A 19,190-nucleotide genomic window follows, 5' to 3' on the forward strand; every position below is an offset into this window, starting at 1 on the left:
CCCGGCCGTTCAGACCGCCTCGCCGACCACCCGGGGCAGCCAGTCGTCCAGTCGGGAGAACGTGTAACCGAGCTCGCGGGCCCGGGAGTTGTCCATCCCGTAGTAGTGCCCGAAGGAGAACGGCGAGGGCTCGGGGCCCTCCGCGAAGCGGGCGGCGGGCAGTCCGTGGCGCTCCAGCAGGGCGCAGAGCTCGCGCACGTCCACCTCGCCGGTGGAGCAGGCGTTCACCGGGCCGGTGAAGTCCTGCTCCGCGGCCCAGACCAGGAAGCGGGCGATCTCGCCGTACTCGGCGAAGGTGGCCGGGGCGGCCGGGCGGTGCACGGTGATCGCCTCGCCCGCGCGCATCCGCTCCGCGTAGTGCGCCAGCCGCCCGGTGAAGTCGGCCGCGCCGCCGCCCAGCACGTGCGCCGTGCGCACCGCCGCGTACGGCAGCCCGTCCTGCCGGGCCAGCACCGCCTCGGCCCGCCGCTTGCCCTCGGCGTAGCCGTCGCCGACGGGCTCCGCGCCCGGCCGGGCCGCGGCGTCGAACTCGCCTTCCCCCAGCGGCTTCCCGGGCACGCCGCGGACGTGGTCGTAGACCTCGCAGGTGGAGGTCATCAGGTATCGGCCGGCCCGGCCGCCGAAGACCCGCAGCGCCACCTCGGCCTGCTCGGGCCGGTAGAGCACCTGGTCCAGCACCACGTCGAAGCTCGCGTCCCCCAGTGCCGCGGCCAGCGCGGCCTCGTCGTCCCGGTCGGCCCGCACGTGCCGCACCCCGGGCGGGGCCTCGGCCGACCCCCGGTTCACCAGGGTCACCCGGGCGCCGCCGTCCCGGAGCAGCTCCACCACCCGCCGGCCGAAGTACCGGCTCCCGCCGATCACACAGATCTCTCGCATGCACACCCCAACTCCGCCGGGCCCCGGAGTCTTCCAAGATCCACCGTCCGAAAGGCGGTTCACCTGGTGGACAGCTCTGCGGGCGCCCCGGCCGATCGAGCAGGATCGGGCACCACCTCGCCTTCCGGGAGCCCGCGATGTCCAGCCCTGCCCGCCCCGCCCAGACGGTCCTCGCCGCCGACCGGATCGCCGCCGTCGCCGAGGAGCACGGCACCCCGGTCTGGATCTACGACGCGGAGACCATCCGGGGCCAGATCGCCAAGCTCCGCGGCTTCGACACCATCCGGTACGCCCAGAAGGCCAGTTCCAACACCCACCTGCTGCGGCTGATGCGGGAACAGGGAGTGGCGGTGGACGCGGTCTCGCTCGGCGAGCTGGAGCGCGCGCTGCGGGCCGGCTACCAGCCGCGGGGCGAGGACGAGCCGGTGGTCCTCACCGCGGACCTGCTGGACCGGACCACCCTGCGCCGGGTGGTCGAGCTGGGCGTGCCGGTCAACGCCGGCTCCCCCCAGATGCTCGACCAGCTGGGCCAGGCCTCCCCGGGCCACCGGGTCTGGATACGGATCAACCCCGGCTTCGGGCACGGCCACAGCCGCAAGACCAACACCGGCGGGGAGCAGAGCAAGCACGGCATCTGGCACGAGCACCTGGCCGAGGCGCTGGAGCTGGTGGACCGTCACGGGCTGGACCTGACCGGCTTCCACATGCACATCGGCTCCGGAGTGGACTACGGCCACCTGGAGGCGGTCTGCGAGACCATGGTCAAGCAGGTCCGCCTGGCCGGGCGGGACGTCCGGGCGATCTCGGCGGGAGGCGGGCTCTCGGTGCCGTACGCGCCGGGCGAGCCGGAGGTGGACACCGAGCGGTACTTCCGGATCTGGGACGCGGCCCGGCGGGAGCTGGCCGCCGAACTCGGCCACCCCGTCCGGCTGGAGATCGAGCCGGGCCGCTTCCTGGTGGCCAACTCCGGGGTGCTGGCGGCCGAGGTACGGGCCCACAAGCCGGTCGGCTCCAACCACTTCGTCCTGGTGGACGCGGGGTTCAACGACCTGATGCGGCCCGCGATGTACGGCAGCGCCCACCGGGTCAGCGCGATCCGCGGCGGCGCGCCGCTGACCACCCCGCCGGTGGACACGGTGCTGGCCGGTCCGCTCTGCGAGTCCGGCGACGTCTTCACCCAGGCCCCCGGCGGGGACGTGCTCGCCGTTCCGCTGCCCCGGGTCGAGGTGGGGGACCTGGCCGTCTTCCACGACACCGGGGCCTACGGGGCGAGCATGTCCTCCACCTACAACACCCGCCCGCTGATCCCCGAGGTGCTCGTCGACGGCGACGAGGCCCGGCTGATCCGCCGCCGCCAGACCCTCGACGAACTGCTCGACCTGGAGGCCTGAGCGCCCCGCAGGGGCGCGGGGAACTGCGCGCAGGGGAACGGCAGCACCTGCAACTGGCTGACGGAGCCTCAGTTGCAGGTGGGCCGCCTTCCGGACTCGCGCAGTTCCTCGCGCCCCCGGTGTAACCACGTACGTCCTTGCGCCCCCGGCGCCTACTCGTGCCGCAGGGCGTCCGGGCGGAGCAGCTTGAGGAGGGGCGGCAGGCCGGCTGCCGTGGCCAGCAGGACCGCGCCCGCCGCGCAGGCGGTCAGGGCCAGCATGGATCCCCAGTCCATCAGGAACTCCAGCCCGGCGGTGAACTGGAGCAGTGCGCCCGTGCCCAGCCCGGCGAGGGCGGCCAGCGCCAGGCCGAGCGCCATCGGGACGGCGGTCTGCCAGAGCACCGAGGCGGCCAGCACCCGGCGCCGGGTGCCGAAGGCGTAGAGCACGCCGAGGATGCGGCGCTGCTCGCGCAGTCGCTCCAGCTGGCCGACCAGCAGGCTGACCGCGACCAGCAGCAGGGTCAGCCCGGCCCCGGCGGTGAGCACCCGCGTGACGGCCAGGTAGGTGTGGTCCCGCTCGGCCGTCAGCGGGGTGCGGGTGCGGGCCTGCGGGGAGATCACCATGGCGTCGGTGGTCAGGCGGGCCACCGGGTCGGCCACCGCCTCGTCCATGGAGACCAGGACGGTCGCGGGGTGGCCGCGCAGCACCCCCTCGGGGGCCGCGCGCGGGGTGAGCAGCAGGGTGCCGCCCGGGCTGTACAGGGCGGTCGGGTCGACGCCCGGCCGGCTCGGCACGGTGGCGGTAATGGGCGGGACGGTCCACTCGGGTGCCTCGCCGCCCCGGTGGCCCAGCGCCCGGACCCGGTCTCCGGCCCGCAGCACCTCGCCGGGCGCCCGCCCGATCCCGGTCGGGCCGGTCAGGAAGGCGTCGCCGTCCTGACAGGAGGTCAGCACCGCGAACTCGGCCAGCACCGTGCAGTCGGCGATCCGGACCTCACCGCCGTCCCACTCCCGGCCGGGCGGGCCGCTGAGCAGGAAGTCGGTGAACCCGGTGGTGCGGGCCACGCCGGTGGAGCGGGCCAGCCGGTCGGCCAGTTCGAGCGAACGGGTGCCGCCGCCGGGAAACTCCACGCTGTACCGGTACCGGGCGCCCGCGGCGTCCGGCTGCCGCACCGAGTAGGCACCGCTGACCCCGAAGAACAGGGTCTGGAGCGCGATCGCCCCGGCGACCGTGACCACAACGCCGCTGACCGCGGTGGCCGCCGGGCCGGCGCTCAGCTGGAGCCGGCGGACCGCCAACTGCCAGGAGAGCGGCCCCCCGCCGGCCCGGTGGATGAGCGCCTCGACCAGCCAGGGGAGCAGCGTGCAGACCGCCAGCAGCACCAGCAGCACGCCGACGGAGACCAGCAGCGATCCGAAGGTGCCGTGCACCGGGTTGAGCAGGCCCTCCGCGTCGGCGAAGCCGGGGCCCCCGGGGCCGGGCAGCGCCATCGCGCCGAGGGCCACCAGCAGGCCGAGGGCCGCCAGCGCCAGCCGCCACCAGATCCGCCGCCGCTCGCGCCCGGAGCGCCGGACCACGCCCAGCGGATCCACCGTCACCCGGCGCATCGCGACCAGCGTGACCAGCACCGCGAGCGCGGGTACCGCCAGGGCGACGGCGAGGGCGATCGCCGGGTGCGGGGAGACGTCGCCGGCGAAGAAGCTGAAGCCGGCCACGGTGACCTGCTCCAGCAGCTGACGGCCGATCAGGAAGAGCGCCAGGCCGAGGACGAGCCCGAGCGCCGAGCCGACCAGCGACTCGCCGGCCGCGAACCAGGCGGTCATCCGCCGGTCCGCCCCGGCCAGCCGGAGCGCGGCCAGCCGGCGGTCCCGGCGCTCGCCGCCGAAGCGGGCGGCGGCGGCCAGGAAGACGCCGACCGGGGCGAGCATCACGATCAGGCCGACCGCGTTGAGCAGCACCAGCCGGGAGTCCATCGCCTTGGCCGGGGCCGAGTACCCGTACCGCTCGACCCGCAGGGCGCCGCCGTCCACGGTCAGTGCGTCGGAGCCGAGCACGAAGGAGTACTGGCCGGGGCCGAGCAGGCCGTCCGGGCCGACGGTGCCGGTCACCGGGTAGGGCAGCCGCTCCCGGAGCAGCTCGTTGCCGGGCTCGGCGAGCAGCCGGGCGAGGGCGGGCGAGACGGCCATCCGGCCCGGTTCCGGGAACGCGGCCAGGCCCGGGGGGAGGGCGGCACGGGCGCCTTCGCGGCGCACCACCCGGCCCCGGACGGGCTCACCGTCGAAGGTGGTGTCGGCCACCGCGAGGAGCACGCTGCGGTCGGTGGGGGCGGCGATCCCGTCGTCCCCGAAGGTGTCGTTCTGGACGTACAGCCGCGCGTTCCGGTGGTCGACGATGCCGGGAAAGGAGGCGGTGAAGAGCAGCAGCGCCACGCCGATGGCGACCCCGGCGGCGGTCATCAGCAGGCGGCCCCAGCCCTCCCGTCCGCTGCCCAGCGCCAGCCGGGCGCCGAGCGCCAGCTGCGCGGGGGCGCGCAGACGTCCGGTGGTGGTGCTCATGCGGCGGTCTCCAGGTCGGTGGTGCGGCCGTCCCGGACGACGATCTCACGGTCGGCGTACGCGGCCACCCGGGGCTCGTGGGTGACCAGCACCACGGCGGCGCCGGTCTCCTTGGCGGCAGAGGCCAGCAGCGACATCACCCGCTCGCCGTTGAGCGAGTCCAGCGCGCCGGTCGGCTCGTCGGCGAAGACCACCGACGGACGGGTGATCAGCGCCCTTGCCACGCCCACCCGTTGGCCCTGCCCGCCGGAGACTTCGCCGGGCCGCTTGGCCGCCAGCTCGGCGACCTGGAGGCGGTCCAGCCACTCGGCCGCCTCCTGCTCGGCCGCCGCGCGGCGCACGCCGTTCAGCCGCAGCGGCAGGGCGACGTTCTCCAGGCAGCTCAACTCCGGGACCAGCTGGCCGAACTGGAACAGGAAGCCGAACTCGGTGCGGCGCAGCTCGCTCAGCTCGGCATCGCCGCAGTCGGTGAGCTGGCGGCCCCGGTGGCTGACCGAGCCGGCGTCGGGGCGGGTGATCCCGGCCAGGCAGTGCAGCAGGGTGGACTTGCCGGAGCCCGAGGGGCCCATCACGGCGAGGATCTCACCGGCCTCGACGGTGACCGAGGCGTCGGTGAGGGCCTGGGTGGGGCCGAAGGCCTTGGTCAGCCCGCGGGCGGAGAGCAGGGTGGCAGGGGAGGTCATGCGGCTGACTATACACACGAGGTATACACGCAGTGCATAGGGGGCCGGAGCGAGGGTGATGCCGACCGGGATCCGGTCATCCGTGCAGGTCGGGGCCCTGTGGGGCGGCGCGGTGCGCGCCCGGTCCGCCGACGGGCCGCCCCCGGAGCGCCCGCGCGGTCAGCCCGGGAGCGGCCCGGCGGGCCCGGCGGGCGGGGCGGCGAGCAGCTCGCGGACGGCCTTGGCCTCGGGGGCGCCGAGCCGGTCGAAGAGGGCCAGCGCGGCGTGCAGCCGGCCGCGGTCCCCGGTCGCCCGGCCGAGCACCGTCTGGGCCAGCGCCTGGCCGTAGGTGCGGCCCACCTCCTCGGTGATCTCCAGGGCACGCGAGGCCAGCCCGACCGCCTCCGGGCGCCCCTGGTCGAGGCGGCACTCGGCCAGCCGGGCCAGGGTCAGCCCCTCCCAGTCCCCGGGGCCGTGCAGGCGGAACAGCTCCAGCGCCTCGGTCAGCTGCTCCGCCGCGGCCGCCGGCTCCCCGGCCTGCCGCAGCACGCAGCCGTACTGGTACAGCACCCGGGCCAGGCCGGAGCCGGTGGCCACCTCCCGGGCGTCGTGCGCGGCCCGCCGGGCGTCCGCCACCGCGCGCTCCGGGTCGCCCAGCGCCAGCCGGACCCGGGAGATCGCCGAGAGCACCCGGGCGGCACTGCCCCGGTCGCCGGTCCGATCCGCCAGTTCCCGTGCCAGCAGCAGGAGTTCGAGGGCCCGCTCGGGCTGCCCGGTGGCCAGCCGGAGCACTCCGAGGGCGTTCGCCGCCAGGTGCCGTCCGACGGTGTCCCGGGCCCGCTCGGCCAGCTCCAGGCTCCGGGTCAGCTGACGCTCCGCCACCCCGTAGGCGTCGGTGCCGTAGTGCAGCACCCCGGCCAGGTAGTGCGCCCGGCCCTCGGCGGCCGGCGCGTCCTGCTCCCAGGCCGCCCCGGCCGCCAGCTCGATCAGCCGCTGGAACTCCTGACGGTGCGCCGGGCCCTCGACCAGGCCGTACCAGACCAGCAGCAGGTCCACCGCGGGCCGGGCGCCCGAGGGGAGTTCGCGCAGCGCCCGCTCCACCGTCCCGGCCAGCAGGTCGTGCCGCTCGCGCAGCCAGCGCCGGGCGGCCGCCGCATCGGCCGGCACCAGCCCCGGGCCCTCGGTGGGGTGCAGGCCGTGGTGCAGCGCGTGGTCCGGTTCGATCAGCCGGGCGGCGTTCACGGTGGTGGCCAGCAGGTGGTCGAGCAGCCGGGCCAGCGCGGCCTGCCGCTCCTCCACCGGGTCCAGCTGCTCGGACAGCCGTCGGGCGTACCGCCGCAGCAGGTCGTGGTACCGGTAGCTGTTCGAGCCGTACGGCTCCAACAGTCCGGCGTCCACCAGGAGTTCGGTCAGGTCCTCGGTCTCCTCCGGGCCCCGCCCGAGCAGGGCGGCGAGCGCGTCCAGCGGCAGCTCCACCGCCTCGGCGACGGCCGCCAGCCGGAAGGCGCGGGCCGGCTCGGCCGCCAGCTCGGACAGGCCCAGCTCCAGGACCGCCTCCAGCGCCGGGCCGCCGCCGGTCCTCGGCTCGCCGGGCCAGCGGTGCGCGGCCCGCAGCCGGTCCGCCAGCTCGGCCGCCGAGGGCGCCCCGGCGCCGTCCTGCGCCAGCCGCCCGCTGGCGATCCGCACCGCCAGCGGCAGTCGGCCGCAGAGCTCGGCCAGTTCGCGCGAGGCCCGCGGATCGGCCGCCACCCGCTCCGGGCCGGCCACCGCCGCCAGCAGCTCCACCGACTCCCCGGCGGTCAGCGGCTCCAGCTCGAACTGCCGCGCCCCGGGCGGCCGCAGGGAGCGCGAGCGGCTGGTGACCAGCACCGCACAGCCACCGCTGCCCGGCAGCAGCGGGCCGATCTGCCCGGTGCCCCGGGCGTCGTCCAGCACCACCAGCACCCGGCGGCCGGCCAGCAACGACCGGAACAGCGCCGCCCGTTGGTCCACGTCCTCCGGGATCGAGGCGGGCGGGGTGCCCAGGGTCTGCAGGAAGCCGGCCAGCACCGCCCCGGCCTCGGCCGGCGCCGGGCCCGCCCCGTGCAGGTCCGCGTGGAGCTGGCCGTCGGGGAAGCGCTCCTGCACCCGGTGCGCCACGTGCACCGCCAGGGCGGTCTTGCCCACCCCGCCCGGGCCGGTCACGGCGCAGACCGGCACCGCGCCGTCCGGATCGGGGCGCAGGTACCCGTCGAGCTGCTCGACGGCCTCCCGGCGGCCGGTGAACCCGGCCACGTCGGCGGTCAGTTCACGGGGCGTCGGCAGGCCGGGGGCGATGGCCGGGCGCAGCGGCCGGGGGCGGCGGGGCGCGGTGGCTGCGGTGGCCGCGGTGATCCCGGGGGTCCCGGGGGTCCTGCCCAGGGGGTCCCGCGGGGCGGGGACGGAGGGCGAGGGGCGCGGAGCACCGCCTGGCCGCCCGGCGTGTCCCGGGTGCTCCGCGCGCACCGGGTGCGCTGCGCGCACCGCGTGCGCCGCGGGGTCCACCGGGCCGCCCGAGCCCTCGGGGCCGGGGACGTCCAGGGTCGGCCGGTCCAGCGGAGGGCGGTCCAGCACCGGGCCGTCCAGGGTCGGATCGGCCGTCAGGATCCGCCGCTGCAGGTCCGCCAGCCGCACCCCCGGCTCCACCCCGAGCTCGGCCCGCAACAGCCGCCGGGCATCGGCGAACACGCCGAGCGCCTCGGCCTGCCGCCCGCTGCGGTACAGCGCCAGCATCAGCTGTGCCCGGGGCCGCTCGCGCAGCGGATGGGCGGCCGCCAGCGTCTGCAGCTCGGCCACCGCCTCGGCCGGCCGGCCCGCCGCCAGCAGGCAGTCCAGCACCTCCTCCTGGGCACGCAGCCGCAGCTCGGTGAGCCTGGTCCGCTGCCGCTCCGCGTACGGGCCGGGCACCCCGGCCAGCGCCGTCCCGCTCCACTCCGCCAGCGCCCGGCTGAGCGTCAGTTCCGGCCGCGGTCCGCCTCCCGGCACCGCGCGACCGCGGGCCGCGACGGCGCGCGGAGCCTCGGCGGCCTCCGCCAGCAGGCGCTCGAACCGGTGGGCGTCCACCGTCTCCGGCGCCACGGCGAGCGCGTGGCCGCCGGGCACCGAGCGCAGCACCGCGGCCGGTCCGCGGCCCGTCCGCTCCGGCTCCAGAGCGGCGCGCAGCCCCCGGACGTACCGGCGCAGCGCCTCCGCCGCGCGCTCGGGCGGGCGCCGCCCCCAGAGCGCCTCCACCAGCTCCTCGGTGCCCACGGGCTGACCCGGCCTCAGCAGCAGCACCGCCAGCACCGCCCGCTGCTGCGGGGGGCCGAGCTCCAGCTCGCGACCGTCCAGGCGGGCGCGCACCGGGCCCAGCAGCTGGAAGCAGTAGCCCTCGTCCGGGTCGTACCCCTCCGGCCCGGACGGCCCGTGCCCGGGCACGGCCGGTACCGGTGCCCCCTCGTGCCGCCCGGCCCGGGCGGTGCGCTCCGCCATGTGGTCCCCCCCACTGTTCGCTCCGCCCACGTCCGATCCCCGATATCCGGAGCGGGCGGCCCCACGGTACACCGGAGTCCCGGCGTTGATCGTTTGTCGACCGGCGGCCGGCCGCCGCGGTCCACCCGGTGGTCCGCCCGTCGCCGACCACCGCCCCCGAGGAGGAGAAGCGCCGACGGACGTGATTCCGTCACACCTCCACCCGGCCGCGCACACATCCGGCCGGGCGGACTCCCCGTGCTGACGGACCGTCAGCCGTGCGTCCGGGCAAGCGGGCCGGGGTCCGCTCCGCTGGGGAGGGCCCGACCCTCGGGCACGCCGGGAACTGACGGAGTCACCGGCCGGCCCTGGCTGGGGCCCGGCCCGCCTGGCCACGCTGAGCCCGACCGGGACGCAGACCAGTGGGGAGTAGGGACATCGTGCGGAAGAGCATCAGACGTGGCCTGTTCAGCTGTCTGGCGGCGGTGGCCCTCGCCGCTGCCGTCCCGGCCCTTCCGGCCGGGGCCGTGACCGGGGACCGGACCGCCGGCCCCGGGCACCTGGAGTTCCGGGACACCTTCCAGGACGGCTTCAAGTCCGAAGGCCCGGACGCCAGGTGGAAGCTGTTCGCGACCGGCGACCTGCCGGGCGGCGACGGCGTCCCCGTCACCTCCGCCCGGGGCCTGAGCGTCGCACCGGGCGGCCGCGACCCGCTCACCGGCAAGCCCGCCTTCACCTACTCCACCGGCCAGGAGCACACCGGCGGCGCCGGCACCGCCGACCACGTCAAGTGGTACGCCTACGCGAACGGCACCGCCTCCAGCGGCTACCCCGGCTTCGACGCGCTGCCGGGCCGGAAGCTCACCTGCGCCTCCCGGATGGCCGCCCGCACCTACGGCACCGAGCGGCACCCGTTCGGCGCGGCCGTCACCGACCCGCAGAGCGATCTGCGGCTGGCCGCCGGGGCGGTCTCGATGGTGGACTTCGAGTCGCTGATGGTCTTCGACTTCTTCGTCACCAACAGCAAGCTGTACGCCTTCTACGAGCGCCTCCCGCAGCCGGGCCGCACCTACGCCGCGTTCTCCTACGCCGTCCCGGTGGCCGACCGCAGCCCCGGCCAGAAGCACGACCTGGCGATCTCCTACGACCGCGCCGCCGGCACCGTCTCCTACCGGGCCGACGGCCGCGAGGTGTACCGGGCCGCGAACCTCGGCTTCCGCCCGGCCGACCGGAGCGGCCTGGTGCTGGACCTCGGCGGCACGGAGGAGAACGTGACGCCCCGCCAGCTCTCCTGCGGCATCGCGATGTTCGCCATCCTGGACGGCGGCAGCGCCACCGGCCCGGGCCTGGTCCGGCTGACCGACCAGCCCGGCACCTACTACCGACCGGCCGTCGGCGCGCCGACCCCGCAGACCTTCGTGGACGAGCAGAGCCTGCCGGCCAGCCGCCTCTGGGGCCAGGGCGCCCGCCTCGACGTCGAGCGCGTCACCGTCACCTCGTCCTGACCCCGCCCCTGCCCGGCCCCGCCCACCACCGGGGCCGGGCAGGGCCGTCTCCCCGACGGGTCAGGGCCAGACGAGGCAGTAGAGCTGGTGGCCGGCGTCGTGCAGGCGGTTGGCGAAGTCCTGCCACTCGTGCAGCATCGTGTAGATGACGAAGGCGTCCCGGGGGCCGCGCCGGTCGGGGACGGTGGACCAGATGAAGGCGGCGGCGCCGAGCTCGGTCTCGTCGGCCTTGCGCAGGGGTTCGACCACGGTGTGGGGGAGCTGGACCACGGCGTAGTCGGGGTGGAGGACGACCAGTTCCAGCGGGGGCACCTGGTGGAGCGGGACGCCCTGGATGCCGGTGAGGACCATGGCGGACATGGTCTCGGGCTTGATCTTGGTGGAGAGGTGTCCGTTCGGTGAGCCGCTGGTCTCCATCAGGTCGCCGAGGCGGCCGAGCGAGCCGAGCTCTCCCGCGTCGAGGCCGAGGCCGCCGGGGCCGAGGGCGGTGGGGACTCTGGCGGCGGTGGCCCGGTCGGGTGCTCCGAAGTACTTGTAGGTGACTCCCACGCTGCCTTCACCCCGCTTTCCCCTGCCCGAACCCGTACCCCCACCAGCAGCACCGGCACGCCAGGCACGCCGACGGGAGCCACCCGCGGCCTCCTCGTGGCCGTCCTGCGCCTCGGACACTCGGACCATCCTCACCGGAATTCGCCGGAATCGACAGACCCCCGCACGCTCGGTGTCCCTCCGAACGTGCCAACTACCCGCTCCACGCCGCCGTACACGGCCTGCCTGTCACATTCCGACGTGCGTGTGCCACGGCGGACGGACCGTCAGGTGCGGGGCGGTACGGACAACCGTACCGACGACACTACAGACCGTACAGTCCGGTTCGGTCACACCCCGGCACATCTCCGATCATCGTTCCAGATGATCGGGTCCGACATGCGGAGGTCCAGGACACGATTTGAGACCATGTCCCGGTGACCAACCCGAAGAGCTACCCCTACGAGGCCCCGCAGAGCCAGTCGCTGTTCGACCGCGCGTCGGTCGTGACCCCCGGCGGCGTCAACTCCCCGGTGCGCGCGTTCCGCGCCGTCGGCGGCACCCCGCGGTTCATGGTGTCCGGCACCGGCCCCTACCTGACCGACGCGGACGGCCGCGAGTACGTCGACCTGGTCTGCTCCTGGGGCCCGATGATCCTCGGCCACGCCCACCCGGCGGTGGTCGAGGCGGTGCAGCGGGCCGTGGCCCTCGGCACCTCCTTCGGCACCCCGGGGCAGGGCGAGGTCGAGCTGGCCGAGGAGATCGTCGACCGGATCGCCCCGGTCGAGCAGGTCCGGCTGGTGTCCAGCGGCACCGAGGCGACCATGTCGGCGATCCGGCTGGCGCGCGGCTTCACGGGCCGGGCCAAGGTGGTGAAGTTCGCGGGCTGTTACCACGGTCACGTGGACGCGCTGCTGGCCGCGGCCGGTTCCGGCGTCGCCACCTTCGGCCTGCCGGACACCCCGGGCGTGACGGGGGCTCAGGCGGGCGACACCATCGTGCTGCCCTACAACGACCTGGCGGCGGTCCGGGCGGCCTTCGAGCAGAACCCCGGCCAGATCGCCTGCGTGATCACCGAGGCCTCCCCGGGCAACATGGGCGTGGTGCCCCCGCTGCCCGGCTTCAACAAGGGCCTGTCCGAGCTCTGCGCCGCCAACGGCGCGCTCTTCGTCTCCGACGAGGTGATGACCGGCTTCCGCACCTCCAGGGCCGGCTGGTACGGCGTCGAGGCGGCCCACGAGGGCTGGGCTCCGGACCTGCTGACCTTCGGCAAGGTGATGGGCGGCGGTTTCCCGGCCGCGGCCTTCGGCGGCCGCGCCGACGTGATGGGCCACCTGGCCCCGGCCGGCCCGGTCTACCAGGCGGGCACCCTCTCCGGGAACCCGATCGCCACCGCGGCCGGCCTGGCCCAGCTGCGGCACTGCACCGACGAGGTGTACGCCAAGGTCGACGCGGTCTCCGCCGAGATCTCCGGCCTGGTCTCCGCGGCACTGGCCAAGGAGGGGGTGGCGCACCGCCTGCAGACCGCGAGCAACATGTTCTCGGTGTTTCTTCCTCGACGAGGCGGTCACCAACTACGACGAGGCGAAGCGTCAGGAGTCCTTCCGCTTCACCGCGTTCTTCCAGTCGATGCTGTCGCAGGGGGTCTACCTCCCGCCGTCGGCCTTCGAGTCCTGGTTCGTCTCGGCCGCGCACGACGAGCGCGCCGTGGAACTGATCGCCGCCGCCCTGCCCGCCGCCGCCCGCGCGGCGGCCGAGGCGCGGGCCTGACCCGGGGGAGCCCGAAGAAGTGAGCAACAAGGACATCACCGTCGTCCACCTGATGCGGCACGGCGAGGTGCACAACCCGGAGGGCATCCTCTACGGCCGCCTGCCGGACTACCACCTCTCCGAGCTCGGCCGGCAGATGGCCGACCGGGTCGCCGAGGACCTGGCGGGCCGGGACATCACGTACGTGGTGGCCTCCCCGCTGGAGCGCGCCCAGGAGACCGCCGAGCCGATCGCCAAGTCGCACGGGCTGACCGTCGCGATGGACGAGCAGCTGATCGAGGCGGACAACATCTTCCAGGGCAAGACCTTCGGGGTCGGTGACGGCTCGTTGAAGAACCCCTCGCACTGGAAGTACCTGACCAACCCGTTCCGCCCGTCCTGGGGCGAGCCGTACATCGAGCAGGCGGTGCGCATGATGGGCGCCCTCGCCAAGGCCCGGGACGCGGCGCGCGGCCACGAGGCGGTCTGCGTCAGCCACCAGCTGCCGATCTGGATCGCCCGCTCCTTCGCGGAGCGCCGCCGGCTCTGGCACGACCCGCGCCGTCGGCAGTGCTCGCTGGCCTCGCTGACCAGCTTCACCTACGAGGGCGACAAGATCGTCTCGATCGGCTACCGCGAGCCGGCCCGCGACCTGCTGCCGGCCCACCTGGTCGGCAAGGGCAAGAAGGGCGACGCCCCCGTCGGCAAGAGCTTCGGCGCCTGAGCCGGGCCTGACGGGACGTCAACACCGCTTTGTCCGTTTTAAGCGGATCATAAGCACGATCGCCGCAGGTCAAGGGGGGTCCCACGGTCAACGTAGGACCCCCCTAAAACGGACCCAAGTGCCATGCGAAACTTTTCACATGTCTGGGACGACCCGCCGCTTCCTCCGCCCCGCCGCCGCCCTCGCGGCCGCCTCCGCCCTGGCCCTCACCGGCTGCACGGCGGACTCCGCCAGCTCCGACGGCCAGACCGGTTTCGTCACCGGCAAGGGCGGCCTCGACACCGCGAAGGCGGGCTCCCGGGAGGCCGCCCCGGAGATCGGCGGCACCCTGCTGGACGGCGGCAGCGCCAAGCTGGCCGACTACCGGGGCAAGGTCGTGGTCCTCAACATCTGGGGCTCCTGGTGCGGTCCGTGCCGGGCCGAGGCCAAGGGCCTGCAGGAGGTCTGGACGAAGTACCAGGACCAGGGCGTGCAGTTCCTCGGCATCAACACCAGGGACGCGGTGCCGGCCAACGCGGTTGCCTTCGAGAAGAACTTCGGGGTGACCTACCCCAGCATCTTCGACCCGGACGGCACCCAGATCCTCAAGTTCCCCAAGGGCAGCCTCAACCCGCAGTCCATCCCGACCACCATCGTGGTGGACCGCGAGGGCAAGCTGGCCGCCCGGGCGATGCGCGCCCTGTCCACCGAGGACCTGGAGAGCCTGATCAAGCCCGTCGTGGACGAGGCGAAGTGAGCGCCGTCCTCCTGGCGGTGGGGTCAGAACGAGACCGTGGCCACCGGCGCGATCCTGCTGGCCCTGCCGATCGCCCTGGCGGCCGGCCTGGTCTCCTTCTTCTCGCCCTGCGTGCTGCCGCTGGTGCCCGGCTACCTGAGCTACGTCACCGGCTTCTCGGCCGCCGACCTGGCCGACGCCAAGGGCGGCCGACGCGGCCGGATGCTGCTCGGCTCGCTCTTCTTCATCCTCGGCTTCACCGCGGTCTTCGTCTCCGGCGGCGCGCTGTTCGGCTTCTTCGGCTCGACCCTGAGGGAGCACCAGCAGACCATCAACGTGGTGATGGGCCTGCTCACCATCGCGATGGGCCTGGCCTTCATGGGCCTGCTCCCCGGCTTCTCGATGCGCGAGCTGCGCACCCACCGCCGCCCGGCCGTCGGCCTGGCCGGCGCCCCGCTGCTCGGCCTGGTCTTCGGCATCGGCTGGACCCCGTGCATGGGCCCGACCCTCGCCGCGATCAACTCCCTCGCCCTCAACCAGGCTTCGCCCTGGCGCGGCGCGGTGCTGATGCTCGTCTACTGCCTGGGCCTCGGCGTACCGTTCGTGCTGGCCGCCCTGGCCTTCCGCCGGGCGCTCGGCGCCTTCGGCTGGGTCAAGAAGCACTACCAGTGGGTGATGCGGATCGGCGGCGGCATGCTGGTCGCCGTCGGCCTGCTGCTGGTCACCGGTGTCTGGGACACCCTGGTCACCGAGCTCCAGTCGCTCACCGCCACCACCTCGATCGGAATCTGATGAGCACCCACACCGACGTCGAGAACGAGGCGGAGCGGCTCACCTCCGCCCCCGAGGAGGCGGAGCAGGGCCCGGTCGGCATCGGCCCGCTCGGCTGGCTGCGCTGGACGTGGGCGTCAGCTCACCTCGATGCGGGTCGCGCTGATCCTGCTCTTCCTGCTCTCGCTGGCCTCCATCCCCGGCTCGCTGATCCCGCAGAACGGCAAGAACGCCTTCAAGGTCGCCACCTGGAAGGCCGAGCACCCGACCGTCACGCCGGTCTACGAGAAGCTCCAGCTGTTCGACGTCTACAGCTCGGCCTGGTTCTCGGCGATCTACATCCTGCTGTTCGTCTCGCTGGCGGGCTGCATCGTCCCGCGCACCTGGCAGTTCGTCGGCGTGCTGCGCTCCCGCCGCCGGCCGCCCCGCGCAACCTCACCCGGATGCCGGTGCACGCCGCCTGGCACACCGGCGCCGACGCCAAGGCCGTCAACAACGCCGCCTACGCGCTGCTGAAGAAGCGCGGCTTCCGCACCCACCTGGCCGACGGCTCGGTGGCCGCCGAGAAGGGCTACCTGCGCGAGGCGGGCAACCTGCTCTTCCACTTCTCGCTCTTCGCCCTGCTGGCCGGCTTCGCCTGGGCCAGCCTGGCCAGCGGCACCGGCGGCAAGCTGGTGATCGAGGGTCAGGGCTACTCCAACACCGCGACCCAGCTGGACGACTTCACCGGCTCCGCGTTCTACGGGGTCGAGGACCTGGACGCGTTCGGCTTCAAGCTGGACAACTTCACCTCCAAGTTCGCCACCTCCGGGCCGCAGGCCGGCTCGGCCCGCCAGTTCACCGCCCACGTCCGGTACTGGAGCGGCAGCGACCAGTCCAAGCTGAGCAAGGGCGACATCGAGGTCAACCACCCGCTGGAGATCGGCGGTTCCAAGGTCTTCCTGATCGGCCACGGCTACGCCCCGGTCGTCACCGTCAAGAACGCGGCCGGCGAGAAGGTCTACTCGGGCCCGACCGCCTTCCTCCCGCAGGACGGTAACCTCACCTCCACCGGCGTCATCAAGGTCAGCGACTACGGCCAGAAGGACGGACAGCGGACCCAGCTCGGCTTCAACGGCTACTTCCTGCCGACCGCGCCGGAGAGCTTCGAGAAGACCGGCCCGGTCTCGCTCTTCCCGGCCGCCGCCGACCCGCTGCTGGTGCTCACCGCCTACGCCGGCGACCTGGGCACCGACTCCGGCCTGCCGCAGAACGTCTACCAGCTCGACACCAAGAAGCTCACCCAGCTCAAGCAGGACGGCGACCTGGCCCGCGCCAGGCTGAAGCCCGGTCAGGCCTGGACCCTGCCCGACGGCTACGGCACCCTCACCTTCGAGGGCTACCAGCAGTGGGCCAGCTTCGAGGTCTCGCACCGCCCCGGCAACGCCGTCGCCCTGGTCGGCGCCGTCTGCGCCATCCTCGGCCTGATCGGCTCGCTGCTCATCCAGCGCCGCCGGATCTGGATCCGCGCCGTGGCCACCGCCGACGGCCGCACCCTGGTCGAGCTGGCCGGCCTGGCCCGCAGCGAGTCCGCCAAGATCGGCCGAGGAGCTGCCGAGCTGGCCGTGGAGCTCCAGGACGACGCCCCGCCGTCGAGGACGAGGACGCCTCCGACGGAGCGTCAGAAACCCCCGCCCGCACCGCACAGGACTCCAAGGAGTAGACGGTGAACCTCGCGCCGCATCGGTTCGACCCGGTCTGGCCGACCTCTCGAACAGCTGATCGACTCGGCGATGGCCGTGTACGTCATCGCCGAGTTCGCCCACATCTTCGAGTGGACCTCGGCTCCAAGGAGCGGTCGCCGTCCGCTCCACCGAGCAGCCGGGGTGGCCGCCGCGGTGGCGAGGCCGAGCGCAAGGGGAAGGCCAAGAAGTCACCGTCTACGTCGCCTCGCCGGCCCGGCGTGCACCACCACTGTCTGACCCGCACGCCCTCGCGACGCCGGCCACCGTGGTCACCAGTCGGCCGCGGCGATCAGGACGAGGACGGCCCGGCGCCGCCGGCGCAGCGAGAAGGGCGACCTGGCCGCCGCATCGCGGTCTCGCTGGCGCCCTCGGCGTCCTGCTGCACGCCGGCCGCAGTGCTCCCCGCTCGCCGCTCGGTGATGCTGCCTGGCCGTGGGGCAGACATGTACGAGTTCTCACTGCGCCTGCGCCCTCGCCATGGTGGTCGAGCATGTACCTCGGCCTGACTGTAGCTCTGCACGTACGAGAACGCCAGCGAAACAACGAAGCCGTCCGCTGCTCGTCTCGGCTCTGTGCGCGTGATGGTCGCCGTCGTCCTCACCTGGGCCTCGCCGTCACCGTGCTCTACACCGAGTCCGAGCAGCTCGTCCCCAGCGCTCCACTCCTACTGGCATGGCCATCCACGTCATCACCGCGATCTCTGCGGCGGTGCCTTCTACGCTGGCCTTCATCGCCACGCCCTCTTACCTCGGCAAGGACTCCTACGACGCCGATGGCCGAGGGCAAGGCCACCGGCCCGCTCGGCACCTCCGCCTCGATCTGCGCCGCTGCCGCCGCCTCGACCCTTCGTACAAGCTCTCTACCTGGATCCAACGCGATCGTCTTCCGCTCTGGGCCGCTTCACCATCGTGGCCGGGCGATCTGCGAGGCCGCCTGGGTGCACGTACTGGGAGTGGACCACAAGGAGACCTTGCCTTCATACCCTGGGTGTTCTACGCCTGACTACCTGCACGCCCGCGCCACGGCCGGCTGGAAGGGCCGCAAGGCCGCGTACCTGGGCGTTGTTGGCTTCGCCTGCTGGCTCTCAACTACTACGTGCGTCAACATCGTCGTGACGGAAGCACTCTACGCCGGCGTCTGACGCCCCGCGGTCACATCCATCCATCTGTACGAAGAGTCGCGAGGAGGCCGCACACCTTCCGGAGTGCGACGAGGTCCTGCTGACCGTCCGAATCACGCTGCGGAAGTGAGAGCGCTGCTCCGACGGCAAAGTGGCCCAGGAGCACCGTTTCTTGAGGCGACGTCTCGAGGTCGTGGCGGACGGTCATGCTCGACGTCTGCCGACGCTGCACCGGCCCGCGGACGCGTTCAAACTGCTGGCCGCGCTTCGCGCCGCGGCGCCGTGCGCCCAGACCGTCTGGCTACCGCCCCACTGGCCGACCTCCTGGTGCCTCGCCCGCCGCCCGGGTCGCAGCTCACCGGCGTCGTCTCGGCTCCGCGAGCGCCATCATGGGGGCCACCGTCCGCCTCTGGCTCTCCCAGGACCCCAGCACTGGAGGCGACCTCAGCGTCATGCACGCCGGCCGGGGAGCGCCCTCGCCGTCGTCGCCTAGGCGGCACGAGGAACGTACGTGGTCGTGCCAGCTGCGAGGGAACGTACGTGGTGATGCCGGGGCGCGGGGAACTGCGCGCGGTGGGGAACGGCAGCACCTGCAACTGGCTGACAGTGGGTCAGTTGCAGGTGAGCCGCCTTCCGATTCGCGCAGTTCCCCGCGCCCCCGGGGTGGCCACTCAGACGGCCAGGCCGTGGGACCCACGGGTCGGTGCGGGCTTCGTCGAGGTGATGCCGTAGTCGGGCTTGAGCTCCTCGGGGATGGTCGTACTGCATGACGCGGCCGCGGGTGAGGGAGCTGAGCTCGAAGCGGGTGGTGAGCTCACCGAGGTGGTCGAGGGCCCAGGCGGCCAGCGGGGGAGGCGTCCTCCAGGCGTTCCAGGACGCCCAGGGCGGCCGGGGCGAGGGTCACCAGGCGGTCCCAGGGGGAGCGGGGGACCTGGAGCCAGTCGGCGCTGGTGTCGCCGATCAGGAAGCGGATCAGGGCCGCCACCACCGGGTCGAAGAAGGTCCCCGCACGACCTCCTCGTAGAGGTCGATCAGCTGCTTCGTGAGCAGCGCGCCCTCCTCCGAGGGGCCCCATGTGCCGCGCCATGTACCGGTCGGAGACTCCCGGGCCTGCTCAGGTCGGCCGGCATCGCGTCGAGCTCGATCCCGAGGATCGCCCCGACCACCTTCCACGCGTAGAAGTAGGCCTCGGCGCCCTCGTTGGACATGTGGATGCCCATCCGTGCAGCGCGTCCAGCACCTGCACGGAGAACATCATCTGCCCCCCGATCATGTCCTCTGGCAGATCGGCACCCCGAGCGCCGCCTCGTCCCACCGCCCCTCCCGCCGCAGGTGGTGCCGGATGGAGGCGTGCAGCAGCCGGACCTTCTGCGCGGCGGGCAGGAAGCGCCCGCCGGCCTCGAAGGCGTCGGGCCGCATC

General features: G+C 74.0%; 11 protein-coding genes and 3 pseudogenes. 8 read left to right on the forward strand and 6 right to left on the reverse strand.

Annotation, left to right across the window (positions count from 1 at the left end; genetic code table 11):
- Positions 1-9: 9 nt before the first annotated feature.
- Positions 10-876 carry an NAD-dependent epimerase/dehydratase family protein gene (locus ABD946_RS32820; protein ID WP_345289286.1) on the reverse strand — a complete coding sequence of 289 codons (867 nt, stop codon included), beginning with the start codon at positions 874-876 and terminating at the stop codon, positions 10-12.
- Positions 877-1,013: 137 nt separating this feature from the next.
- On the opposite strand from ABD946_RS32820, the gene lysA reads away from it, so the two are divergent.
- Positions 1,014-2,267 carry a diaminopimelate decarboxylase gene (lysA, locus tag ABD946_RS32825; protein WP_345289287.1) on the forward strand — a complete coding sequence of 418 codons (1,254 nt, stop codon included), beginning with the start codon at positions 1,014-1,016 and terminating at the stop codon, positions 2,265-2,267.
- 152 nt (positions 2,268-2,419) lie between these two features.
- Here the strand turns inward: lysA and ABD946_RS32830 are convergent, their stop codons facing one another.
- The 3 genes from ABD946_RS32830 to ABD946_RS32840 all read right to left on the reverse strand — a co-directional run bounded on the left by ABD946_RS32830 (position 2,420) and on the right by ABD946_RS32840 (position 8,955).
- Positions 2,420-4,804, reverse strand: a complete 2,385-nt coding sequence (locus tag ABD946_RS32830) for an FtsX-like permease family protein (protein WP_345289288.1) — start codon at positions 4,802-4,804, stop codon at positions 2,420-2,422.
- Entirely contained in the window at positions 4,801-5,487 is a 687-nt protein-coding gene (locus ABD946_RS32835; protein ID WP_345289289.1) for an ABC transporter ATP-binding protein, read from the reverse strand. The genes ABD946_RS32830 and ABD946_RS32835 overlap by 4 nt, the downstream gene beginning before the upstream one ends.
- Before the next feature lie 159 nt (positions 5,488-5,646).
- Complete coding sequence (locus tag ABD946_RS32840; protein WP_345289290.1) at positions 5,647-8,955, reverse strand: AfsR/SARP family transcriptional regulator; 3,309 nt, start codon at positions 8,953-8,955, stop codon at positions 5,647-5,649.
- Between the two features lie 419 nt (positions 8,956-9,374).
- Here ABD946_RS32840 and ABD946_RS32845 point away from each other — a divergent pair, with 419 nt between their 5' ends.
- Positions 9,375-10,439 (forward strand): DUF6081 family protein, encoded by a 1,065-nt coding sequence (locus ABD946_RS32845; RefSeq protein WP_345289292.1) that lies wholly within the window; start codon positions 9,375-9,377, stop codon positions 10,437-10,439.
- A 60-nt stretch (positions 10,440-10,499) separates the two neighbouring features.
- Here the strand turns inward: ABD946_RS32845 and ABD946_RS32850 are convergent, their stop codons facing one another.
- A complete protein-coding gene (locus tag ABD946_RS32850; RefSeq protein WP_057231582.1) occupies positions 10,500-10,988 on the reverse strand; it encodes a hypothetical protein in 489 nt (162 codons plus the stop codon).
- A 485-nt stretch (positions 10,989-11,473) separates the two neighbouring features.
- Here ABD946_RS32850 and hemL point away from each other — a divergent pair.
- The 6 genes and pseudogenes from hemL (at position 11,474) to ABD946_RS32880 (ending at position 17,791) form a co-directional block, all read left to right on the forward strand.
- Positions 11,474-12,737, forward strand: a pseudogene (hemL, locus tag ABD946_RS32855) (glutamate-1-semialdehyde 2,1-aminomutase).
- Between the two features lie 52 nt (positions 12,738-12,789).
- Positions 12,790-13,440 (forward strand): histidine phosphatase family protein, encoded by a 651-nt coding sequence (locus ABD946_RS32860; RefSeq protein ID WP_345289305.1) that lies wholly within the window; start codon positions 12,790-12,792, stop codon positions 13,438-13,440.
- Between the two features lie 139 nt (positions 13,441-13,579).
- Positions 13,580-14,176, forward strand: coding sequence for a TlpA family protein disulfide reductase (locus tag ABD946_RS32865; protein ID WP_345289294.1), 597 nt, complete (start codon positions 13,580-13,582; stop codon positions 14,174-14,176).
- 36 nt (positions 14,177-14,212) lie between these two features.
- Complete coding sequence (locus ABD946_RS32870) at positions 14,213-14,947, forward strand: cytochrome c biogenesis CcdA family protein (RefSeq protein ID WP_345289295.1); 735 nt, start codon at positions 14,213-14,215, stop codon at positions 14,945-14,947.
- A 129-nt stretch (positions 14,948-15,076) separates the two neighbouring features.
- Positions 15,077-16,635, forward strand: a pseudogene (gene resB / locus ABD946_RS32875) (cytochrome c biogenesis protein ResB).
- Between the two features lie 787 nt (positions 16,636-17,422).
- Positions 17,423-17,791 (forward strand): hypothetical protein, encoded by a 369-nt coding sequence (locus ABD946_RS32880; RefSeq protein WP_345289296.1) that lies wholly within the window; start codon positions 17,423-17,425, stop codon positions 17,789-17,791.
- 648 nt (positions 17,792-18,439) lie between these two features.
- Here the strand turns inward: ABD946_RS32880 and ABD946_RS32885 are convergent.
- Positions 18,440-19,190, reverse strand: a pseudogene (locus ABD946_RS32885) (oxygenase MpaB family protein); the annotation flags it as partial.

The sequence above is a fragment of the Kitasatospora albolonga genome, from assembly GCF_039535905.1.
Lineage (GTDB): Bacteria > Actinomycetota > Actinomycetes > Streptomycetales > Streptomycetaceae > Kitasatospora > Kitasatospora albolonga.

Excerpts from the sequence above, each read along its gene's own strand:
- ABD946_RS32820 (WP_345289286.1), bottom strand. The coding sequence starts at position 876 with ATGCGAGAGATCTGTGTGATCGGCGGGAGCCGGTACTTCGGCCGGCGG.
- lysA (WP_345289287.1), top strand. The coding sequence starts at position 1,014 with ATGTCCAGCCCTGCCCGCCCCGCCCAGACGGTCCTCGCCGCCGACCGG.
- ABD946_RS32830 (WP_345289288.1), bottom strand. The coding sequence starts at position 4,804 with ATGAGCACCACCACCGGACGTCTGCGCGCCCCCGCGCAGCTGGCGCTC.
- ABD946_RS32835 (WP_345289289.1), bottom strand. The coding sequence starts at position 5,487 with ATGACCTCCCCTGCCACCCTGCTCTCCGCCCGCGGGCTGACCAAGGCC.
- ABD946_RS32840 (WP_345289290.1), bottom strand. The coding sequence starts at position 8,955 with ATGGCGGAGCGCACCGCCCGGGCCGGGCGGCACGAGGGGGCACCGGTA.
- ABD946_RS32860 (WP_345289305.1), top strand. The coding sequence starts at position 12,790 with ATGCGGCACGGCGAGGTGCACAACCCGGAGGGCATCCTCTACGGCCGC.
- ABD946_RS32865 (WP_345289294.1), top strand. The coding sequence starts at position 13,580 with ATGTCTGGGACGACCCGCCGCTTCCTCCGCCCCGCCGCCGCCCTCGCG.
- ABD946_RS32880 (WP_345289296.1), top strand. The coding sequence starts at position 17,423 with ATGGCCGAGGGCAAGGCCACCGGCCCGCTCGGCACCTCCGCCTCGATC.